At 69.1% G+C, this 19,806-nt stretch carries 21 protein-coding genes; 17 read left to right on the top strand and 4 right to left on the bottom strand.

All coding sequences use genetic code 11. The annotated features are described in order from the left end of the window. The first annotated feature begins 48 nt into the window (after positions 1–48). From ACFV9C_RS10760 to ddaH, 6 genes are read left to right on the top strand one after another with little or no spacing between them, the layout of a single operon-like run. A complete protein-coding gene (locus ACFV9C_RS10760) occupies positions 49–942 on the top strand; it encodes an SDR family oxidoreductase (protein WP_380192539.1) in 894 nt (297 codons plus the stop codon). Beyond that, positions 939–2,075, top strand: coding sequence for a saccharopine dehydrogenase family protein (locus ACFV9C_RS10765; RefSeq protein ID WP_380192540.1), 1,137 nt, complete (start codon positions 939–941; stop codon positions 2,073–2,075). Before ACFV9C_RS10760 ends, ACFV9C_RS10765 begins: the two co-directional genes overlap by 4 nt. Beyond that, positions 2,047–2,889, top strand: a complete 843-nt coding sequence (locus ACFV9C_RS10770) for an alpha/beta fold hydrolase (RefSeq protein ID WP_380192542.1) — start codon at positions 2,047–2,049, stop codon at positions 2,887–2,889. Before ACFV9C_RS10765 ends, ACFV9C_RS10770 begins: the two co-directional genes overlap by 29 nt. Beyond that, the gene (locus ACFV9C_RS10775; protein ID WP_380192543.1) at positions 2,886–3,272 is read left to right on the top strand and encodes a YccF domain-containing protein; all 387 of its coding nucleotides are present in this window, start codon (positions 2,886–2,888) and stop codon (positions 3,270–3,272) included. The genes ACFV9C_RS10770 and ACFV9C_RS10775 overlap by 4 nt, the downstream gene beginning before the upstream one ends. Then, positions 3,269–3,991 (top strand): MBL fold metallo-hydrolase, encoded by a 723-nt coding sequence (locus ACFV9C_RS10780; RefSeq protein WP_380192545.1) that lies wholly within the window; start codon positions 3,269–3,271, stop codon positions 3,989–3,991. Before ACFV9C_RS10775 ends, ACFV9C_RS10780 begins: the two co-directional genes overlap by 4 nt. Further along, on the top strand, positions 3,988–4,749 hold the full coding sequence (gene ddaH, locus ACFV9C_RS10785) for a dimethylargininase (protein ID WP_380192547.1): 762 nt from the start codon (positions 3,988–3,990) through the stop codon (positions 4,747–4,749). Before ACFV9C_RS10780 ends, ddaH begins: the two co-directional genes overlap by 4 nt. Here ddaH and ACFV9C_RS10790 read toward each other — a convergent pair. After that, the gene (locus ACFV9C_RS10790) at positions 4,718–5,650 is read right to left on the bottom strand and encodes a hypothetical protein (RefSeq protein WP_380192548.1); all 933 of its coding nucleotides are present in this window, start codon (positions 5,648–5,650) and stop codon (positions 4,718–4,720) included. The two genes, ddaH and ACFV9C_RS10790, sit on opposite strands and share 32 nt — an antisense overlap. Then, positions 5,643–6,998: a DNA polymerase IV gene (locus ACFV9C_RS10795; RefSeq protein WP_380192550.1), complete on the bottom strand. Its 1,356-nt coding sequence runs from the start codon at positions 6,996–6,998 to the stop codon at positions 5,643–5,645. The genes ACFV9C_RS10790 and ACFV9C_RS10795 overlap by 8 nt, the downstream gene beginning before the upstream one ends. Before the next feature lie 37 nt (positions 6,999–7,035). On the opposite strand from ACFV9C_RS10795, the gene ACFV9C_RS10800 reads away from it, so the two are divergent. From ACFV9C_RS10800 to ACFV9C_RS10835, 8 genes are all read left to right on the top strand, one after another. Next, positions 7,036–7,797, top strand: a complete 762-nt coding sequence (locus ACFV9C_RS10800; protein ID WP_380192551.1) for an MBL fold metallo-hydrolase — start codon at positions 7,036–7,038, stop codon at positions 7,795–7,797. 76 nt (positions 7,798–7,873) lie between these two features. Beyond that, entirely contained in the window at positions 7,874–9,352 is a 1,479-nt protein-coding gene (locus ACFV9C_RS10805; protein ID WP_380192553.1) for a glutamate--cysteine ligase, read from the top strand. A 361-nt stretch (positions 9,353–9,713) separates the two neighbouring features. After that, complete coding sequence (locus tag ACFV9C_RS10810; protein WP_325041924.1) at positions 9,714–10,127, top strand: universal stress protein; 414 nt, start codon at positions 9,714–9,716, stop codon at positions 10,125–10,127. A 1-nt stretch (position 10,128) separates the two neighbouring features. After that, entirely contained in the window at positions 10,129–10,749 is a 621-nt protein-coding gene (locus ACFV9C_RS10815) for an HhH-GPD-type base excision DNA repair protein (protein WP_380192555.1), read from the top strand. Positions 10,750–10,943: 194 nt separating this feature from the next. Continuing rightward, positions 10,944–12,260, top strand: coding sequence for an RNA polymerase sigma factor (locus ACFV9C_RS10820; RefSeq protein ID WP_380192556.1), 1,317 nt, complete (start codon positions 10,944–10,946; stop codon positions 12,258–12,260). A gap of 4 nt (positions 12,261–12,264) precedes the next feature. Continuing rightward, positions 12,265–12,531: a DUF6412 domain-containing protein gene (locus tag ACFV9C_RS10825; RefSeq protein ID WP_380192558.1), complete on the top strand. Its 267-nt coding sequence runs from the start codon at positions 12,265–12,267 to the stop codon at positions 12,529–12,531. Between the two features lie 45 nt (positions 12,532–12,576). Then, positions 12,577–13,254 (top strand): YidC/Oxa1 family membrane protein insertase, encoded by a 678-nt coding sequence (locus tag ACFV9C_RS10830; protein WP_380192559.1) that lies wholly within the window; start codon positions 12,577–12,579, stop codon positions 13,252–13,254. A gap of 85 nt (positions 13,255–13,339) precedes the next feature. Further along, the gene (locus tag ACFV9C_RS10835; RefSeq protein WP_380192560.1) at positions 13,340–14,896 is read left to right on the top strand and encodes an ROK family transcriptional regulator; all 1,557 of its coding nucleotides are present in this window, start codon (positions 13,340–13,342) and stop codon (positions 14,894–14,896) included. Here the strand turns inward: ACFV9C_RS10835 and ACFV9C_RS10840 are convergent. Continuing rightward, positions 14,869–16,164 carry an RNA-guided endonuclease InsQ/TnpB family protein gene (locus tag ACFV9C_RS10840; protein WP_380192561.1) on the bottom strand — a complete coding sequence of 432 codons (1,296 nt, stop codon included), beginning with the start codon at positions 16,162–16,164 and terminating at the stop codon, positions 14,869–14,871. The genes ACFV9C_RS10835 and ACFV9C_RS10840 overlap by 28 nt on opposite strands. A 152-nt stretch (positions 16,165–16,316) precedes the next feature. Between ACFV9C_RS10840 and ACFV9C_RS10845 the strand changes: the two genes are divergently transcribed. Continuing rightward, positions 16,317–17,108 (top strand): sugar phosphate isomerase/epimerase family protein, encoded by a 792-nt coding sequence (locus tag ACFV9C_RS10845; protein ID WP_380192563.1) that lies wholly within the window; start codon positions 16,317–16,319, stop codon positions 17,106–17,108. A 1-nt stretch (position 17,109) separates the two neighbouring features. Further along, a complete protein-coding gene (locus ACFV9C_RS10850) occupies positions 17,110–18,165 on the top strand; it encodes a Gfo/Idh/MocA family protein (protein ID WP_380192564.1) in 1,056 nt (351 codons plus the stop codon). Between the two features lie 48 nt (positions 18,166–18,213). On the opposite strand, the gene ACFV9C_RS10855 is transcribed toward ACFV9C_RS10850, so the two are convergent. Then, positions 18,214–19,023, bottom strand: coding sequence for a phosphotransferase (locus tag ACFV9C_RS10855; protein ID WP_380192565.1), 810 nt, complete (start codon positions 19,021–19,023; stop codon positions 18,214–18,216). A gap of 111 nt (positions 19,024–19,134) precedes the next feature. On the opposite strand from ACFV9C_RS10855, the gene ACFV9C_RS10860 reads away from it, so the two are divergent. Next, positions 19,135–19,761, top strand: coding sequence for a class I SAM-dependent methyltransferase (locus ACFV9C_RS10860; RefSeq protein ID WP_380192566.1), 627 nt, complete (start codon positions 19,135–19,137; stop codon positions 19,759–19,761). Positions 19,762–19,806: the final 45 nt, after the last annotated feature.

A 19,806-nucleotide genomic window follows, 5' to 3' on the forward strand; every position in this document is an offset into this window, starting at 1 on the left:
AACAAGCACTTACTGTTGAGTATCCACTCAACAAGCTGGAGGTTCCCGATGCGTCCGTTGGCCGGTCAAGTCGTGCTCGTCACCGGAGCCTCCCGGGGGATCGGCGCCGCGGTCGCCCGGAAGCTGGCGCAGGACGGCGCCAAGCTCGCCCTCGTCGGCCTGGAGCCGGACGAGCTGAAGAAGGTCGCCGAGGACTGCGGCGCGGACGCCGGCTGGTGGGAGGCCGACGTCACCGACGTCGACTCGCTGCAGGCCGCCGTCGAGGGGATCGCGGAGCGGTACGGGCGGATCGACGTCGTGATGGCGAACGCCGGGATCGCCGCCCCGGGCTTCACCCGGAGCATGGACCCGAAGGCCTGGGAACGCGTCATCGACGTGGACCTGCTCGGCGTCTGGCGGACCGTGCACCTGACACTGCCGTACCTGCTGGAGAGCAAGGGCTACCTGCTGCTGGTGTCGTCGCTGGCGGCGATCGTGCACATCCCGGGGCTGGCGTCGTACAACGTGGCGAAGGCCGGCGTCGAGGCGATGGGCGACACGCTGCGGCCGGAGCTGAAGCACCTCGGGGTCCGCGTCGGGGTCGCGCACATGACGTTCGTCGACACCGACATGGTCCGCGGCGTCGACACGCACCCGGTGTTCGGCAAGGTGCGGACCGGGATCCCGATGGTGAGCAGGACGTACCCGCTGGACTTCGCGGTCGGCAAGTTCGTGGAGGGGATCACGAAGCGTTCGCGGACTGTGCATGTGCCGGGCTGGATCGGCGCGCTGAAGGTCGTCCGCTGGGCGCTGCCGCACCTCATCGAGGCGGGTTCGCGGTTCAGCGTGCCGAAGGCGGACGCCGCCGCGCTCGCCGACGTCCAGAACCGCGGCGCCGAGGCGTCGTCGAGGCCGACCGGCGCGGGCGGACTGGCCGACGCGGAGAAGGCTGCGGGACGATGAGCCGCGTCTACGACGCCGTACTGCTGGGCGCGTCGGGGTTCACCGGGGCGCTGACCGCGGAGTACCTGGCGAAGAACGCGCCCGAGGGTTTCCGCTGGGCCGTTGCCGGACGCAACAAGTCGAAGCTCGAGCGGTTCGGCCGCGACATCGTGTACGCCGACGTCACCGACCCGCGTTCGCTGCGGGAGCTGGCGGAGTCGACGAAGGTGGTCGCGACGACTGTCGGGCCATATGTGCAGTACGGCGAGGCGCTGGTCGCGGCGTGCGCCGAGGCGGGGACGGGGTACCTCGACCTGACCGGTGAGCCGGAGTTCCTGGACCGGATGTACGTGCGGTACCACGGCCGCGCGACCGAGACCGGTGCGCGGATCGTGCACGCGTGCGGGTTCGACTCGATCCCGTACGACCTCGGGGTGCAGTTCACCGTGGAGCAGTTGCCGGAGAACGTGCCGATCCAGGTCGACGGGCTGCTGCGGGCCGGCGGACGGCCGTCGGGCGGGACGTTCCACACCGCGATCACGGCGTTCTCGCGGCCGAAGCAGAACCTGGAGGCGCATCGGGCCCGGCGGGTCGCCGAGCCGCGGCCACAGGGGCGGAAGGCGCGGGCCGTGGCGGGGACGATCCACCGTGAGCAAGGGTTCTGGGCGGTTCCGTTGCCGACGATCGATCCGCAGATCGTGGGGTTCTCGGCGCGGCTGCTGGAGCGCTACGGGCCGGACTTCCGGTACTCGCACTACGCCGCTGTGAAACGGCTGCCGACTGTTGCCGCGGGCATCGGTGGTGTGGGACTGCTGGTCGCCGGCGCGCAGGTGCCGCCGGTGCGGAACGCGTTGCTGAAGCGGCTTCAGCCCGGCGACGGGCCGAGCGCGGAGACGCGGGCTCGCTCGTGGTTCAACGTCCGCTTCGTCGGACGCGGCGGCGGCAAGCAGGTCGTCACCGAGGTCGCCGGCCGCGACCCCGGGTACGACGAGACCGCGAAGATGCTCGGCGAAAGCACCCTGTGTCTCGCGCTCGACGACCTCCCGGAGACTGCCGGTCAAACCACCACAGCAGCGGCGATGGGACCGGCGCTGCGCAACCGTCTGGTGAAAGCGGGGCTGACCTTTGCCACCCTCGAAGTCGACAGCTACTAGCGCCGACGGCACCCGGATCGCCGTCAACACCTATCCCAATCCCGGCGCTCCGGTTCTCGTCTGTGTGCACGGCTATCCGGACAACGCCGCGCTGTGGGACCAGGTCGCGGAGGACCTCGCGGAGGACTTCGAGGTCGTCACGTACGACGTCCGCGGCGCCGGCGAATCCGACCACCCGACCACCACGTCCGCGTACACCCTGGACCGCCTCCAAGAGGACTTCGAGGCAGTGCTGAACGGCCGCACGGCACACGTCCTGGCCCACGACTGGGGCTCCATCCAAACCTGGCACTCCGTCACCGACCCGCGGCTCAAAGACCAGATCACTTCCTTCACCAGCATTTCAGGGCCATCACTCGATCACGCCGGGTACTTCATCCGCCGGGCCAACAGAGCAGCACTAAAACAACTGCTCCACTCCTGGTACGTCTTCTACTTCCACCTCCCCTACCTCCCCGAGCTCGCCTGGCGAAGGGGCTGGGCCCAACGCGCCTTCAACCGCCTCGAACCACAACCGCCCGACGACAACCGTGAACTCAGCGACTACGTCAACGGCATGAAGCTGTACCGCGCCAACGTCCTCCCACGCCTCCGACGACCGGCAGAACGGCGTACCGACGTACCCGTCCTCGCCGTCTCGCCCGACGCGGACCCGTTCGTCACGACCCCGCTGCAGACCGACATCGCGCGCTGGGCCCCGAACCTGACCGTGAAGGTGGTCAGGGGCGGCCACTGGATGCCCCGGAACGAACCCGGGCTTGTGGCCGAACTCGTCCGGGAACACACCCGTCAGGTGGCACGCTGGGAGGCATGAAGACGCTTCTCAACCTGATCTGGCTGGTGCTGGCCGGGTTCTGGCTGGCGGTCGGGTACGCGCTCGCCGGGATCATCTGCTGCGTGCTGATCGTCACGATCCCGTTCGGCATCGCCGCGTTCCGGATCGCCGGGTACACGCTGTGGCCGTTCGGCCGGACCGTCGTCGACAAGCCCACCGCCGGCGCGGGCGCGCTGCTCGGCAACCTGATCTGGATCGTCTTCGCCGGCTGGTGGCTGGCGCTCGGCCACCTCACCACCGGGATCGCGCTCTGCCTGACGATCATCGGCATCCCGCTCGGCGTCGCGAACTTCAAGCTGATCCCGGTCTCGCTGCTGCCGCTCGGCAAGGAGATCGTGCCGTCGAACCAGCCGTTCGCGTGAGGTCGCTGACCGTCCTCGGGTCGTGCGGGGCGTGGCCCGAGGCGGGTCGCGCGTGCGCCGGATTCCTGCTGGAGTACGACGGGTTCCGCGTCGTGCTCGATCTCGGGTACGCCGCTCTGCCACGTCTCCTGGAGCACTGCCCTCACGGCGCAGTGGATGCCGTCGTGGTCACCCACCAGCATCCGGACCACTGCGTCGACGTGAGCGCCCTCGCCCGCGTTCGGCATTACGAGGCGCCCGGCGCGGACCCGGTCGCGTTGCACTGCGCTCCGGGTGTGCTCGACCTACTGCGGGCGCTCGAGCCGAACCTGGATCCGGCCGACGTGTTCGACGTACACGACCTGGCGTCGACGACGCGGATCGGGCCGTTCGACGCATTGACGGTGGAACTCCCGCACTACACGACGAATCTCGGGGTGCGGCTGTCGGCGCCTGGAGTTTCGGTTGCCTATACAGGCGACAGCGGACCGTCGCCCGAACTGCGAAAGCTCGCCGAGGGGACCGACCTGTTCATCTCGGACGCCACGCTCCAGGGTGAGGCTTCGGACGAGTATCTGATGACGGCGGCGGAAGCGGCGTACGGCGCTCGGGGTGCGCGGCGGTTGCTGCTGACGCACTTCTGGCCCGGGTCGGATCGGGCGGTGTCGGTGCGCGAGGCTGCCGCCGTGTTCGTGGGGGAAGTGATCGCGGCGGACGAAGGCCTCAAACTGGTGCTGTGACCCTGCAGAGAGCGCTGATCCGCCGCCCCAGCCCACGCCTGGCCGAAGGTCTCGTCACGCACATCCAGCGACAGCCGGTCGACGTCGCGCTGGCGATGCGGCAGTGGGAGTTGTACGTCGACGCGCTCCACGCCGCGGGCTGGACCACAATCGAAGTACCACCGATCGACGACTGCCCCGACAGCGTCTTCATCGAGGACACGATGGTCGTGTACGGCGACGTAGCCGTTATCGCCCGAGCCGGCGCGGAAGAACGTCGCCCCGAAGCACCAGCCGCCGCCCAAACAGTCGCCACCCACGGCTACCGCACCATCCCGATCACCGCCCCCGGCACCCTCGACGGCGGCGACGTCCTGAAGATCGGAACAACCATCTACGTAGGCGAAGGCGGCCGCACCAACGCGGCTGCGATCGACCAGCTCCGCGCAGCCCTCCCAACCGCAGACGTACGTGCTGTTCCGGTGCGGAAGGTGCTGCATCTGAAGTCTGCGGTGACGGCTTTGCCTGATGGGACTGTGATCGGGTACGAGCCGCTCGTGGACGACCCGGGGGTGTTCGACAGCTTCCGGGCCGTGCCTGAGGAGGCGGGGGCGCACGTCGTACTGCTGGATGACGACCGCCTGTTGATGGCCGCGTCCGCGCCCAAGTCCGCCGAGCTGTTCGCAGCCCTTGGCTACTCGCCGATCGTTGTCGACATCAGCGAGTTCGAGAAGCTGGAGGGGTGCGTCACCTGCTTGTCGGTGCGTCTGCGCGGCTGAGCAACTGCCGCGCCGCCCCGGCCAACTGCACGTCCCGCTTCTTCCCACGCGCCTCCGCAACCTCGCACGCCTCCGTCAACGCCGCCCGATAGACAGCAGTGTCCGGATGCCCGGGTACGGCGTCGCGCACCACTTGGATCAGCGCCTCCACCGCGTCCGAGATGTCCCCGCACGCCAGCAACGCCTTCCCCAACGCGGCCCGATCGCGCAACAGCTGCGGATCCGCCGCGCTGAGCCGATGGATGTCGGCGGCAACGATGTCGGCCAGCAGCAACGCCTCCGACCGCGGCCCGCCCACCATCAGCCGCGCGCCCGTCACCGCTTCCGTCGCCGCCCGCGTCAGCTCGTGATGCGGTCCGAACGCCGCGACCAGCTGCGGCGTGATCAGCTCGAACCACGCGATCGCCCGCCCGTAGTTCGCCGTCGCCAGCAACCCCTGCGCGACCCGCAGCCGCACCCGTAGCGTCGCCGGGTCGTCCGCGGCCAGCACGTTCTCCCGCTCGACCAGCGCCGCCTGATAGTGCGGCAGCGCGTGCCCGGGCTCGCTCTCCGCCCAGCATGCCTCGGCCAGCCGGTACTCCGGGCTCGCGTCCAGCTCGGGATGCGCGGCCGACACCGCCTCCCGCCGTACGACGGCCTGCACCGGCTCGTCCACCACCCGGCGGGCGACGTACGACCGGCCGCCGGTCGGGATGATCCGGTACCGCCCGGCCTTCGACACCGGCACCCACAGCACCGTGTTGTAGAGGGTCCGCACCGAGGATCCGCAGTTCTCGCAGACGTCGTGGTGGCCGTAGAAGCGGCCGCCCTTCGGTCCTGTCAGTTCGGCGGCACGCCAGGCCTCCGACGCCGCCGTACACGGGGCGCAGAACGGGTACACACCCCGCCGCTCGTCAGTCACCTGACCCATTGTGGTCGGTTTCGGGTTCGCCGTCTGCATCCGCATCCGTGTGCTGCACTTTGGTGAGCGCCGGATCGTCCACCGAGAACGTCCGCACCGGCCCCGCCGGGGTCTCCGCGGTCTCGAACCGGACGGTCACCCGCCCGCGCCCCGAACCCCACACCCACCCCCGCCCGTGGCCGGGATGCTCGACGTCCTGCCCGGGGAAGAACCCGCGCTGGTCGCGCGCCCGGGACGGCAGCTCGACGACCTCGATCGGGTTCGCCGCGTGCTCGTCCTCGGTGAACAGGTCGTCCTGGATCCAGTCGGCGAGTGACGACACGCCTACACCGAGCAATCGGATTCCGCCGCCGATCTCGCTCTCCTCGAGCAGCCGCCGGGCCACTCGCGCGATCACCCGGGCGTCGTCGGTCGGCCCGGCCAGGGTCGAGGACCGGGTGTGGGTGGTGAAGTCGTGCATCCGCGTCTTGACCGTCACGGTCCGGCCGGACAGCTGCGCCTTCCCGAGCCGCTCGGCGACCCGGTGTGCCATCCGGTCGCTGATCGCGGTGAGCAGCGCGCGGTCGATGAGGTCGGTCTCGAACGTGTCCTCGACGCTGACCGACTTCGTCTCCCGGTCGCTCACCACCGGGCGGTCGTCGGCGGCGACCGCGAGCCGGTGCAGGCTGCTGCCGTGCGCCGAACCGACCTGGCGGATCAGCTCGTCCTCGTCGAGCTGCTGCAGGTCGGCGACGGTCCGGACGCCGGCCATGCTGAGCCGCTGCGCGGTGGCCGGCCCGACGCCCGGGATCACGGTCACCTGCATCGGCGCCAGGAACTCCGCCTCGGTCCCGGCCGGCACCACGACCACGCCGTCGGGCTTGTCGAGGTCGCTGGCGATCTTCGCGATCAGCTTCGACGTCCCCGCGCCGACCGACGCGGTCAGCCCGCCGCTCGCCTTCCGGATCGCGGCCTTGAGGTCGTCGGCGATCGCCCGTACGTCGTCCACGGTCAGCCCGGAGAGCCCGCTCGCGGACAGGTCGACGAACGCCTCGTCCACCGACAGCGGCTCGACCAGCGGCGACAGCGCCCGCATCTCCGCCATCACCGCCCGGCTGGTCTCCCGGTACACCTCGAACCGCGGACCCAGGTACGCCGCGTGCGGACAGCGCGAGCGTGCTTCGGCCGTCGACATCGCGGACCGTACGCCGTACCGCCGCGCCTCGTACGACGCGGTCGACACCACTCCGCGCAGGCCGATCCCGCCGACGACCACGGGCTTGCCCCGCAGCGACGGCTTGTCCCGCTGCTCGACGGCCGCGAAGAACGCGTCCAGGTCGACGTGCAGCACCGACGGATCATTACGCACTGGGCAATTGTCGCCGGTGTCACCGACAATTCCCGGCATGAGCTTCCCCGACCGCTGGGACGACGGCACCGACCCGTCGACTCCCGCGCACCAGGTGCACTGGTACGACGACCGTACGGCGATCGTCCGCCAGTCCCTCCGCACCAGCTTCGAAGGCCCGTTCCTCTACCTGCTGCTGGGTGACACGCGCGCCCTGCTCCTCGACACCGGCACCGGCGACGTGCCGCTGCGCCCGCTGGTCGAGTCGCTCGCGGGGGAGCGGGAGCTGGTCGTCGTCCACACGCACGGTCACGGCGACCACGTCGGCGGCGACCCGGAGTTCCCGGAGGCGGTCGGCCGGGCGGCCGAGGACGTCGCCCGGTACTTCGGATTCGCCGACTGGCCGCACGGCGTACGGCAGCTCGACCTCGGCGGGCGGGTGCTCGACGTACTCGCGATCCCCGGGCATCACGCGTCGCACCTCGCGCTGTACGACCGGGAGACGCGGCTGCTGTTCAGCGGCGACTCGCTGTACCCGGGCAGGCTGTACGTCTTCGACTGGCCGGCGTACCGCGACAGTGTCGCGCGGCTCGGCGAGTTCGTTGCCGCAGGCAATCCTGTGGAATGGGTAATGGGTGCGCACATCGAGCTGACGACGGAGCCCGGCAAGGACTACGAGATGGGCGCCGACAAGCACCCGGACGAGCACGTCCTGCAGCTGCGTCCCGCCGTACTCACCGAGCTGGTCGACGTACTCGCCGAGGCAGGCGAGGACCCGGTCCGGATCGAGCGCGACGACTTCATCGTGTTCCCGGTCTGACCACGACGCGATTGAACAGCGCGCTCCCGGGCACCTTCAGGCACACTGAGCGAAGGAGCCACCAGGGGAGGCGCTGATGGGTGAGGAAGTCGACCGGGTCGAGTTCAGCCGGGCGGACCGGACCGCGTTCCGGGAGCAGGTGCACCGCAACCTGGACGCCTTCGCGCGGATGCTGCGCGAGAACCGGTTCGCCCCGGAACGTCCGATGACCGGGATCGAGATCGAGCTGAACCTGGTCGACGAGCACTGCGACCCGGCGATGAAGAACGCCGAGGTGCTGAGCGCGATCGAGGACGACGCGTTCCAGACCGAGCTCGGCCAGTTCAACATCGAGATCAACGTGCCGCCCGGGCAGATCGACGGGCTCGGGCTGGACACGATGGAGTCGAACATCCGGGACAGCCTGAACGCCGCCGAGGACAAGGCCGCCCGGACCGGCTCGTCGATGGTGGTGGTCGGGATCCTGCCGACACTGCTCACCGAGCACATCCACCGCGAGGCGCTCAGCACCAACCCACGGTACGCGCTGCTCAACGACCAGATCTTCGCCGCCCGCGGCGAGGACGTGCAGATCTCCATCGACGGCGTCGAACGCCTGCAGGTGACCGCCGACAGCATCGTCCCGGAGGCCGCCTGTACGTCGACGCAGTTCCACCTGCAGGTCACGCCCGACGCGTTCCCGCGGTACTGGAACGCCGCCCAGGCGATCTCCGGCGTACAGCTCGCGGTCGGGGCGAACTCGCCGTTCCTGTTCGGCAAGGAACTGCTCCGGGAGACCCGGATCGCGTTGTTCGAGCAGGCCGCCGACACCCGCACGCACGAGCTGAAGACCCAGGGCGTGCGGCCGCGGGTGTGGTTCGGTGAACGGTGGATCACCTCGATCTTCGACCTCTTCGAGGAGAACTCGCGGTACTACCCGGCGCTGCTGCCGGTGACCTCCGACGAGGATCCGATCGCCGTGCTGGACCGCGGCGACACGCCAGCTCTTTCGGAGTTGCGGCTGCACAACGGGACGATCTATCGCTGGAACCGCCCGGTGTACGACGTTGTCCGGGAGAAGCCGCACCTGCGGGTCGAGAACCGGGTGCTGCCGGCCGGCCCGACGGTGGTCGACACGATTGCCAACGGCGCCTTCTACTTCGGGCTGGTCCGGGCGCTGGCCGACGACGAACGGCCGATCTGGTCGCAGATGTCGTTCAGCGCCGCCGAGGAGAACTTCCACAACGCGGCCCGCAACGGCATCGACGCCGAGGTCTTCTGGCCCGGTGTCGGTACGGCGCGGGCGACCGAGCTGGTGCTCAGACGCCTGCTGCCGTTGGCGGTTCGCGGTCTCGATGCCTGGGGCGTCGACGTGGCGGTGCGCGACCGGCTGCTCGGGATCATCGAGCAGCGTTGCCTCACGAACCGTAACGGTGCGTCCTGGCAGGCGGACGTCTTCCATCGCCTGTATACACAGGGCTCGCACGGTCGCCGGGACGCATTGCGCGGGATGCTACGCCGGTACCGCGACCACATGCACGACAACACGCCCGTCCATGAATGGCCGATCGACTGAACCGGTTAGGAACCTCCGACAACGTGGGACAAGGCCGGCGGAACCCCGGTCCTCCTGGCGGAACCGGGCCCGCTCTTGCCCTGGGCAACGGCGTACCGGGGTGTCTCCGGGGTGCCTCCTGAGGCAGAACTGCGACGAGTTCGATAACGACCCGGACTACAGGGGTGGCGCTTTTGGTGACAGCCCTGCAAAGGTGTGGCCACCGGAAGGTTAGGCAGGCCCGCGGCGGGTAGTAGTCGGGCACCGGCAGCCCTCCGTCACCGGTGCGACACAACAGGTGCAAATGCAGCGGATGCCGACCGGGGTCGGGAGCAGTATCGTTCGAGACGGGTCGACACACACCCGGAGGTGAGGCAGGGCGATGACGACCATCGTCGTGGGTTATGTGCCGAAGGCGGAAGGCCGTGCGGCCCTTCGGCGGGCAGCGGAGGAAGCGACGCTGCGAGACGCCAAGCTGGTGGTGGTGAACTCGCATCGGGGCGGGCGCAGCTACGACAGCGACGAAGCCGCGGCGAGCGACGCGGCGCTGACGGAGGTACGGGAGCAGTTGGACTCGACCGGTGTGCCGTACGAGGTGCGGCAACTGGTGCGTGGCCTGGACCCGGCGGAGGACCTGGTGGCCGTCGCCGAGCAGGTGCACGCGGAGTTCATCGTGATCGGGCTGCGGCGCCGGTCACCGGTCGGCAAGCTCATCCTCGGCAGCAACGCGCAGCGGGTGCTGCTGGACGCGCCGTGTCCGGTGCTGGCCGTGAAGGCCGACGAAGGGGAGGACTGAGGTGACTTCGACACGCAGCAGAAAGCTGTGCCTGGCCCAGCAACCCGACGCCGACGAGATGTTGAGCAGAGATCCGTTCGCCCTGCTGGTGGGCATGCTGCTCGACCAGCAGATTCCGATGGAACGGGCGTTCGCCGGCCCGGTCGCGATCGCGCACCGGATGCTCGGTCCGTTCGATCCGTCCACGGTCGCGCACTACGACCCGGACGCGTTCGTCGAGGTGGTGGCCGGCCCGCCCGCCGTGCACCGCTTCCCGACCGCGATGGCGGCCCGGATCCAGACTCTGGCCAAGCACCTCGACGACCACTACTCCGGGAACGCCTCCGGCCTGTGGTCCGACGTGAAGTCCGGTGACGACCTGCTCGCCAGGCTGTCCGCCCTGCCGGGCTTCGGCGCGCAGAAGGCGAAGATCTTCGTCGCGCTGCTCGGCAAGCAGCTCAAGGTCCGGCCGCGCGGCTGGCGCGAGGCGTCCGAGCCGTACGGCGAGGACGGCGCGTACAAGTCCGTCGCCGACGTCATCGACGTGGCGTCGCTGGTGAAGGTCCGGCAGTTCAAGCAGGAGCAGCAACTGGTCCGGCGGCCGATCGTCGCGCGACCGCTCCGGCAGACACGTAACGGGTGAGCAAAGATCGGCGCTCCCGACCCCCCGGAAAGCACGCTTCCGGGGGGTCGTGCGACGCGTGGGCTTGGTTCGCAGATTACAATGGACTGTTGCCGCCGCCTGACCAGCGAGCAGCCGCGAACCGCCGTACCCAAAGACTCCGCAACACAACGTCGTACCGTCGTACAAACCCTGCGTCAGACGAGAGGTAATTCGTGTCGTCCAGCTCGTCCGAGAACCTTCCCGCCGAGCCGGCCCGGGCCGTGGCCGCCACCGCCCGCAGCACGGCTCCGAGGACCAGCGCCCGAGTGACCGATCCCGCTGCCAAGAAGGTAGCCGCGAAGAAGGCGGCGGTGAAGACCGCCAGTACCAAGGAGGACGGTATCCCCGCGAAGAAGGTCGCCGCCAAGAAGGCTCCGGCGAAGAAGGCAGTGTCCGAGGCGGGTGTGGCGATCGACCCGAAGACCGGGAAGCCGCGCGCTCTCGACGAGGTGGACGAGTCCGACTTCCAGCCTGAAGCGGTCAAGGGGCTGGAGAAGGAACTCACCGAGGACCAGGGCTTCATCGTCTCCGAGGCCGACGAGACCGACGAGCCCGAGCAGCAGGTGATGGTCGCCGGTGCCACCGCGGACCCGGTCAAGGACTACCTGAAGCAGATCGGCAAGGTCCCGCTGCTGAACGCCGAGCAGGAGGTCGAGCTCGCGAAGCGGATCGAGGCCGGCCTGTTCGCCGAGGAGCAGATCGCGGACGAGGCCGCCAAGCTCAAGGAGAAGGTCCGCGACGAGTACGAGTGGATCTCCGAGGACGGCCGGCGCGCCAAGAACCACCTGCTCGAGGCCAACCTGCGCCTGGTGGTGTCGTTGGCCAAGCGCTACACCGGCCGCGGCATGCTGTTCCTGGACCTGATCCAGGAGGGCAACCTCGGTCTGATCCGCGCGGTCGAGAAGTTCGACTACACCAAGGGCTACAAGTTCTCGACGTATGCCACCTGGTGGATCCGGCAGGCGATCACCCGGGCGATGGCCGACCAGGCCCGCACCATCCGGATCCCGGTGCACATGGTCGAGGTCATCAACAAGCTGGCCCGCGTCCAGCGGCAGATGCTGCAGGACCTCGGCCGGGAGCCCACTCCGGAGGAGCTCGCCAAGGAGCTCGACATGACCCCGGAGAAGGTCATCGAGGTGCAGAAGTACGGCCGCGAGCCGATCTCGCTGCACACCCCGCTCGGTGAGGACGGCGACTCCGAGTTCGGCGACCTGATCGAGGACTCCGAGGCGATCGTGCCGGCCGAGGCCGTCTCGTTCACGCTGCTCCAGGAGCAGCTGCACGCGGTCCTCGACACGCTGTCCGAGCGGGAGGCCGGCGTCGTCTCGATGCGCTTCGGTCTCACCGACGGCCAGCCGAAGACCCTCGACGAGATCGGCAAGGTGTACGGCGTGACCCGCGAGCGGATCCGCCAGATCGAGTCCAAGACCATGTCGAAGCTCCGGCACCCGTCGCGGTCGCAGGTGCTCCGGGACTACCTGGACTGATGCCATGACGCAGTGGATCGCCGGCTTGCTCGCGCTGGTGATCCCTGCGCTCAGCACACCCTCGTTGGCCGTCGCCGTCTTTACGGCGGCGGCCGTGCTGTTTCTGGCGGTCCAGGTCACCATGGCCCGCACCGCGGCGCAGCGCCCGCTCGCCTCGCCGCTCCCGGCGCGGGTGAGCGCCACCCGGGCCAATGCCCGCCGTACCGCGTACCTCTCCCTCCGGGATCCCGACCTCGCCGGCCGGCCCCGACCACGAGCACCAGGGCAGTAGCGCTCCACCTCGCTACCTGTTCCTACACACTCGTGGAGTTCTGCTGTGCCTTCTTTCCTGGAGGCACCGGTCGCCGGTGCCTATCACTTGCTCACGTCCCTCGTCTCCGCCCTCCAGCCGCTGACCGGTGCGTACGCCGCCGTGATCGCGATCGTGCTGTGCACCGTCCTCGTCCGGCTCTGTCTGGTCCCGCTCAGCGTGCGGGCGCATCGCGGGATGCAGGCGCGGTCCGCGCTGATGCCGCAGTACAAACAGCTCACCGAGAAGCACCGGGGCGATCCCGAGCGGCTGCAGCGTGAGCTGACGAAGTTGCAGGCCGAGTCCGGTACGTCGGTGTTCGCCGGGTTCCTGCCCTTGCTCGCGCAGATGCCGTTCTTCTGGTTGATGTACACGCTGTTCTCTCGTGCGGTGGTGGCGGGGGAGTCGAATCAGTTGATCAGCGGGAGTCTGTTCGGTGCGCCGCTCGGGGCGCATTGGACGATCTTCACCGGGACTCCGGCGTATTTGGTGATCGCTGTGTTGCTCGCTGTAGTGGCGTTCTTCTCGGCGCGGTTGCAGTTGCGGCAGTTGGACGACTCCGCCTCGACGATGTCGCGGCGGGTGGCGCTGTTGCTGCCGTTCGGGACGTTGGTGACGGTCGCGTTCGTGCCGTTGGCGGCCGGGTTGTACGTGCTGACGACGACCACGTGGACGGTCGTGGAGCGGTTCGTGCTGAACCGGTAGTTGCTTGCGGCAACGACCATTGCCGTCGGTCCGGCCATTCTGCTACCGTCTTTATTAAAGCCGGTTCCTTAATGGGTTGGGGTCGATGGAGACTGCACGCGGAGCCGCGCAGGCGGAGCGAGCCGCGAACCAGGTCGCCTGCCTGCGCTTCCTCGCCGACGCCGACGAGGCGCGCACGGTCGGCGTCCTCAGCGAGGCCACCGGCCTGTCCCGCCCGACGGTTCACGCCGTCCTCGACGACCTTGTCGACGCCGGCCTGGTCGAGCCCACCACCCCCGCCACAGCCGGGCCTGGCCGCCCCGCCCGAGCCTTCCGCTTCGCCCGCGAAGCCGGCCTGGTAGCCGCCGTGGACCTGGGCCCCCGAGGCGCCCGAGCCATCATCTGCGACCTCTCCGGCCACCGAGTCGCCTACGCTGAACTCCCCACCACCACCCCCGCCGACCTCTCCCTCATCCCACGCGCACTACAGGCCGCAGCATCTTCCACCGAAGCAGCCGGGGCTGTGCGCCCCGGCTCGGGACCGGCGAACGCCGCTCCCGCCCGCGCAGATGGTGAACGGGGAGCGCCAAGCGTCGCACCGGACAGTGCAGGCGCGGAGCACAGCGCCCCGGACGGCACCGCGACCACCACCGCGCGCTCCGCGCTGGGTGGTGTGGGGGTTGGTGGTGCGGGTTCCGCGGTGGGTGGTGTGGGGGTTGGTGGTGCGGGTTCCGCGGTGGGTGGTGTGGGGGTTGGTGGTGCGGGTTCCGCGCTGGGTGGTGTGGGGGTTGGTGGTGCGGGTTCCGCGCTGGGTGGTGTGGGGGTTGGTGGTGCGGGCTCCGCGGTGGGTGGTGTGGGGGGCGGCGCTGAGCGTCTCGTGCGGGGGGATGCTTCGGCCTCGGCCGCGGTTGACCTTGGGCGGTTGCGGGCGGTGGGGGTTGGGTTGCCGGGGGTTGTGGAGGGAGATGGGCGGTTGCGGGCGAGCCTCGCGATGCCTGGGTTGGTGGGATTGCCGGTGGGGGAGTTGCTGGAGAAGGAGTTGGGGGTGCCGGTTGTTGTCGACAACGACATCAAGTTGGCAGCTCTGGCCGAGCAGCGAGGTGGGGCCGGCCTTGGATACTCCGACGTCGTCTACCTGCAGATCGGACACCGGCTCTCGGTGTCGATCGTGCTGAACGGCGTCATCCGCCAAGGACGGCACCGCCTCGCCGGTGAGCTCGGCGCCCAACGCGGCATGCGCTGGACCCGCAACGCCCAACGCGGACAACTCGTCTGGTCGGCCCGCCCGACCGGCGCCGAAGTACTCACAGCTGCGGCAGCGGGCGACCCCGGTGCCCAAGCCGAGCTGGAGGACTTCTGCACTCAGATCGCCTCGCGGATCGCGACCGTACTGCTGGTCGTCGACCCGGAGGTGGTCGTCGTCCGCGGTGGACCCGCGGCGGACAGCAGCGCGCTGCTCCGCCCGCTCGCCGCCGCGGTCGAGAACGAACTGGTCTTCCCCGAGCGCCCACCCTTCGTCGCCGCCGCCCTGGGGCGCGAGGCGGTCGTACTCGGGGCGGTCGGCAACGCGTTCGACCGGTTCAGCCCTGCCATCTACGGCATCCAGGACTTCCCAAGCCCCTGGAGCAACATCATTCATGAAGTGGAGAGGACTACCCATTGACTGCTCCCTCCTGACGGCGGGATTCCTGGCTCAGGCCGCCCCGGCAGGCGCGCTGCCAGAGGTCTTGCGCCGTCAGCACCAGCCGGGTACAGACCAGCCCGGATGAGCATCACCCGCGCGGAGTTCTTGTCTCTCGGAGACACCGTGCCGCACGACCTACACGTATAGATCCGTTCGGAAAGGGGAAGTGCGTGCTTGGCTCTCGCACCGCACGCCGCGCAGTCCATGGTGGTATGCGCGGGATTCACAAGACGCACATCGCGCCCGTGCTTTCGGCTCATTTCGAGCAGAGCTTGCTTCGTTGCGCCGATTGCTGCATCGGCGGCTTTCCGGGCCATGGACGATTTGGCGAGAAACTTCGGTCGAAAGTCCTCGACTGCGATCACGTCGTGCTCGCGGACAACCGCCTTGGCCCATTTCCTCGCGGCGTCCTGTCGCTGTCTCGCGACCTTCTTCTGCAGTTTCGCGGCCTGATGTCTTGCGGCGCGGTACCTTCGCGATGTGCCCTGTCCTTTGACAGGTTTCCTGCGAGCCATCGCCCGCTGGTGTGTGGCGAGCTGCTTCGCGGCGGCCTTGCCGTGCTGGGCATGCGGCAAGTCGAAGGTGTCGCAGGTAGTGGTCGCGGTTTCCTTGACGCCCCAGTCCACACCGATGACACGACCGGTCGCGGGCAGCGGTTCTCGTCGCGCGCTGACGACGAACGTCGCGTACCAATGCCCCAAGCTGTCGCGAAGGACGCGAACCGAGGACGGCGGCGATGGCAGGTCGCGAGACCACACGACGGTAAGGACGATTCCACCCGCGAGCTGCAGGCGCCCGTCTTTCAAGCGGAAGCCGCTCCTCGTGTAGTTGAGGGTCGGCAGCGCTACCCTCTTCTTCTTCGGGCGAGGCATGCCAGCACGTTGCCGCACCGGCAGCCCGTCCTTGATGTCTTTCAACGCCTTCGTTCTGGATTTGGCGAAGTCCCGGATCGTTTGCTGCTGCGGCACGCTGGCGCCCGCGCGCAGCCACGGTGCGCGAGCACGAGCCTCGGTAAGCATCCGGTCCAGCTGTGCTGGTCCGCAGGTCAGCTTGTGGCCCGGAGCAGCCCGGTTGTGCCTGTGGATCTGCCGGGATTTCGCGACGCATTCGTTCCAGACCCACCGGCAACGATCCCACTCGCGAAGCAGCGCACCGGCGGCCGTAGACGACACACGCAACCGGTACTTGTACCTCGCGCGCGCAATGTCCTCGGTCTCGCAGGTATGGCCTGGGGGCGATGCCGTCATGGCAGCAACCTAAACACGGAGAACCGACACTTTCTGAACCGTCATTGTTCGCGTGGTTTCTCCACCCTCAAGTTCCGCACCTACATCGGAGATGAAAAGTGAAGCTCGGAGTCAGTTCGTACTGTTTTCGCCAGCTCATGACGAGCGGCGAGATGGACCTGATCGGTGTCCTGGACTGGGTCGCGGCCTCGTCGGCCGGGCACATCGAGGTGGCCGCGATGGACGGCGAGTACTACCTGGAGCACCAGGACGTCGTCCGCGACACCGCGAAGCACGCCGAGGAGATCGGCGTACCGATCGTGAACTACCTGGTCAGCGGCGACCTGCGGACCGCGGACACGGCCGAGGTCGACCGGCTGCGCCGGCAGCTGGACGTGGCGCACGCGTTCGGCGCGCGGATCTTCCGGCACGACGTCGCGCCGTGGGCGTGGCGGGAGCAGGACCCGGGCGAGTTCGAGACGACGTTCGCGCAGGTCGTCGAGGGCTGCCGGGCGGTCGCCGACCACGCGGCCGGGCTCGGCATCGTGTCGACGATCGAGAACCACGGCTTCTTCATGAACGGCAGCGAGCGGCTGGCCCGCCTGGTGCACACCGTGGACCGCCCGAACTTCCGGGTCACGCTCGACCTCGGCAACGGCCTGTGCGTCGGCGAGGTCCCGGGCAAGACGGCCGCCGGGCTGATCGACGTCGCGGCGTCGATCGGCGTGAAGGACTTCCACATCCGCCGCTCGGCGGGTGACGGCTGGCTGAAGACGCTGGCCGGCGACTACCTGCTCGGCACGGTCACGGGCCACGGCGACGTGGATGTCGCTTCGCTGCTCGCACTGGCCGCGACCAAGCCCGACGTACCGGTGAGCCTGGAGTTCGAGGGCATGGAGGCGCCGCTGCCTGCCATCGAGCGTTCGCTCGCCAACATCCTCCGACTGACGGAAGGCAATGCCTGATATGACGACGCGGATTGCGGTGATCGGGCTCGGCTCGATCGCAGTCGAGCACTTGAGCGCGTACCAGAAGAACCCCCAGGCCGACCTCGTCGCGGTGTGCGACGTGGACCTCGAACGGGCGAAGGCGCGCGGCGAACAGTTCGGGGTCGAGCGGGTGACCGGCGACCCGGAGGAGATCTTCTCGGACCCGAACGTCGACGCGGTGAGCGTCTGCGTACCGAACACGCTGCACGCCCCGATCGCCGAGGCGGCGCTCCGGGCCGGCAAGAACGTTCTGGTCGAGAAGCCGATGACCGTGACGGTGCCCGAGGCTGAGGCGCTGGTGAAGGCGGTCGAGGAGACGGGTAAGGCGCTGCAGATCGGATACGTACGGCGGTACGCGCCGAACGCGCTGGTCACGAAGCGGTTCCTCGAGGCCGGCGAGTTCGGCACCATCTACGCGGCCCGTGCGACGCTGCTGCGGACGGCCGGCAACCCGGGCGGCTGGTTCGGCGACGTCGAACTGTCCGGCGGCGGCCCGCTGATCGACCTCGGCGTCCACATCATCGACCTGTGCTGGTACCTGATGGGGATGCCGAAGCCGGTGTCCGCGTCCGGTGCGACGTTCGCCCCGCTGGGTGCGCGCGACAACATCCAGAACCTAACCCGGTACAAGGCGGCGTCGGCGGCGCGGCCGAACACGGTCGAGGACTACGCGACCGCGCAGATCCGGTTCGAGGGCGGGGCGGTCCTGGACGTGGACACGTCGTACTCGCTGCACGCACGCAACGAGCTGAGTGTCCGGATCCACGGCGACAAGGGCGGCGCGGAGATCGAGCCGGAGCTGCTGATGGTCACCGAGCGGCACGACACGCTGCTGCACGTGCAGCCGCAGATCGACTCGCTCGGGTTCGACTTCAAGGTCGGGTTCGCGAACCAGATCGACCACTTCCTGCACATCTGCCGCGGCGAGATCCCGGCCGACGCGACCGCGGCACAGGGCCTGGAGATGGCCAAGATGCTGTCCGCGATCTACGAGTCGGCGAAGGCCGGCGCCGAGGTCAAGATCGCCCACTGACGCAGGGCTGCCCGAGGCTTGTTGCCTCGGGCAACCTCAGGGTGGCGGTCAGCTGAGCAGTGCGGACGTGAGGGAGTCGGCGTTCTCCTCGAGCCAGGTCTGGCGTCGCCGGATCGTGTCGCCGACTCCCTCGCTCCACATCCGCTGCCAGCCGCCGCCGAGCGTCTCGGCGCGGTACTTCATCGTGTGCCAGGCCCGCTCGTTCCGCGCGATCGACAACGGGAGCACCCGCTTGCGGTCGGCGTCCGGCAACCCGTACGCGTCGGCGAGCAGCCGGCCGCGTCGCGGCCGATCGAGACCGCGGAACTCCGGGTCCAGGTCGGCGTCGGCACCGAGCGGCGCCCACCACAGCATCAGGTTGACGAAGTCCGACACCCGGCTCACCGGCCGCGCCAGGTCGAAGTCGATCAGCGCGTACGCACGGCCCTCGCGGAACACGACGTTCTCCGGCGTCACGTCCTGATGCCCGACCAGCTCCGGCGGATCGTCGAGCGCGGGCAGTCCCGGCGGCTCGATCGGCGCCGGCAGATTCTCGGGTACGCCGTACCCCTCGACCGCGTCGTGGTACGCCCGGAGCAGCCGCGCGACCGACAGCATCCGCTCCTCGTCGGCAATCCACGCCGGCCGCGGACGACCGGCCACCTCGCCCTCGATGTACGACAGCGCGTGCCGGCCCTTCGAGTCGACACCGAGGAACCGAGGCGCGCCGTCGAACCCCGCCTTCTCCAGGTGGAGCAGGAGTTCGCGGACCATGTCGGGCCGCTCACCCGGCGGCCGCCGCACGGTGTCACCGACTCGCACCAGCCCCTCGGTCACGTCGCCGCCGACCAGCGGGATCTCCTCGCCGTCCTCGATCACCAAAACCTCATTCCGATGGGGGGATTCGATCTTAGGCGCGGGAGCAACCGGCTTTTGCCGGTGCGGCAAGATTGTTTGCCGGGATGCCGGGTGGTGGCGGACGATCGCGGTATGACGACCGAACAGTTGCCCGATGAGTTCTGGAACGCCTTCTACTCCGAGCACGAGCAGATCTGGAGCGGGAAGCCGAACGTCGCGTTCGCGGAGGAGGTGGCCGGGCTGGCGCCGGGGCGGGCGCTCGATCTCGGCTGTGGTGAAGGGGCCGACGCGATCTGGCTCGCGGAGCGGGGGTGGACGGTGACGGCCGTCGACGTCTCGACGGTCGCGCTGGGGCGGGCGGCCGAGCATGCGAAGGCGGCGCGGGTCGGCGAGCGGATCGACTGGCAGCAGCACGAGCTGGGCAGTTCGTTCCCGGACGGGGAGTTCGATCTGGTGTCGGTGCAGTTCCTGCACTCCAAGACCGACCTGCCACGCGACGGCATTCTGCGGCGCGCGGCGGCCGCTGTGGCGCCTGGCGGCGTACTGCTGATCGAAGGGCACCTCGGGTTCCCGCCCGGCGAGCACAACCCGCATCCGGAGATCCACTTCCCGGAACCTGCCGAGGTGATCGAGAGCCTCGCGCTGCCCGAGAGTGAGTGGGAGACGCTGGTCAGTCGCGCGCACGACCGCGCGCAGGTGATGCGGGACGGCGTACCGATCAATCGGCGCGACTGCACGGTAAAGCTGCGCCGTCGCTGAGACGTCCTCGCTGTTCATCTGGAGGTCACCATTGCAGCGGATTCT

It is taken from the genome of Kribbella sp. NPDC059898 (assembly GCF_042730855.1).
In the GTDB taxonomy this organism is placed as follows: domain Bacteria; phylum Actinomycetota; class Actinomycetes; order Propionibacteriales; family Kribbellaceae; genus Kribbella.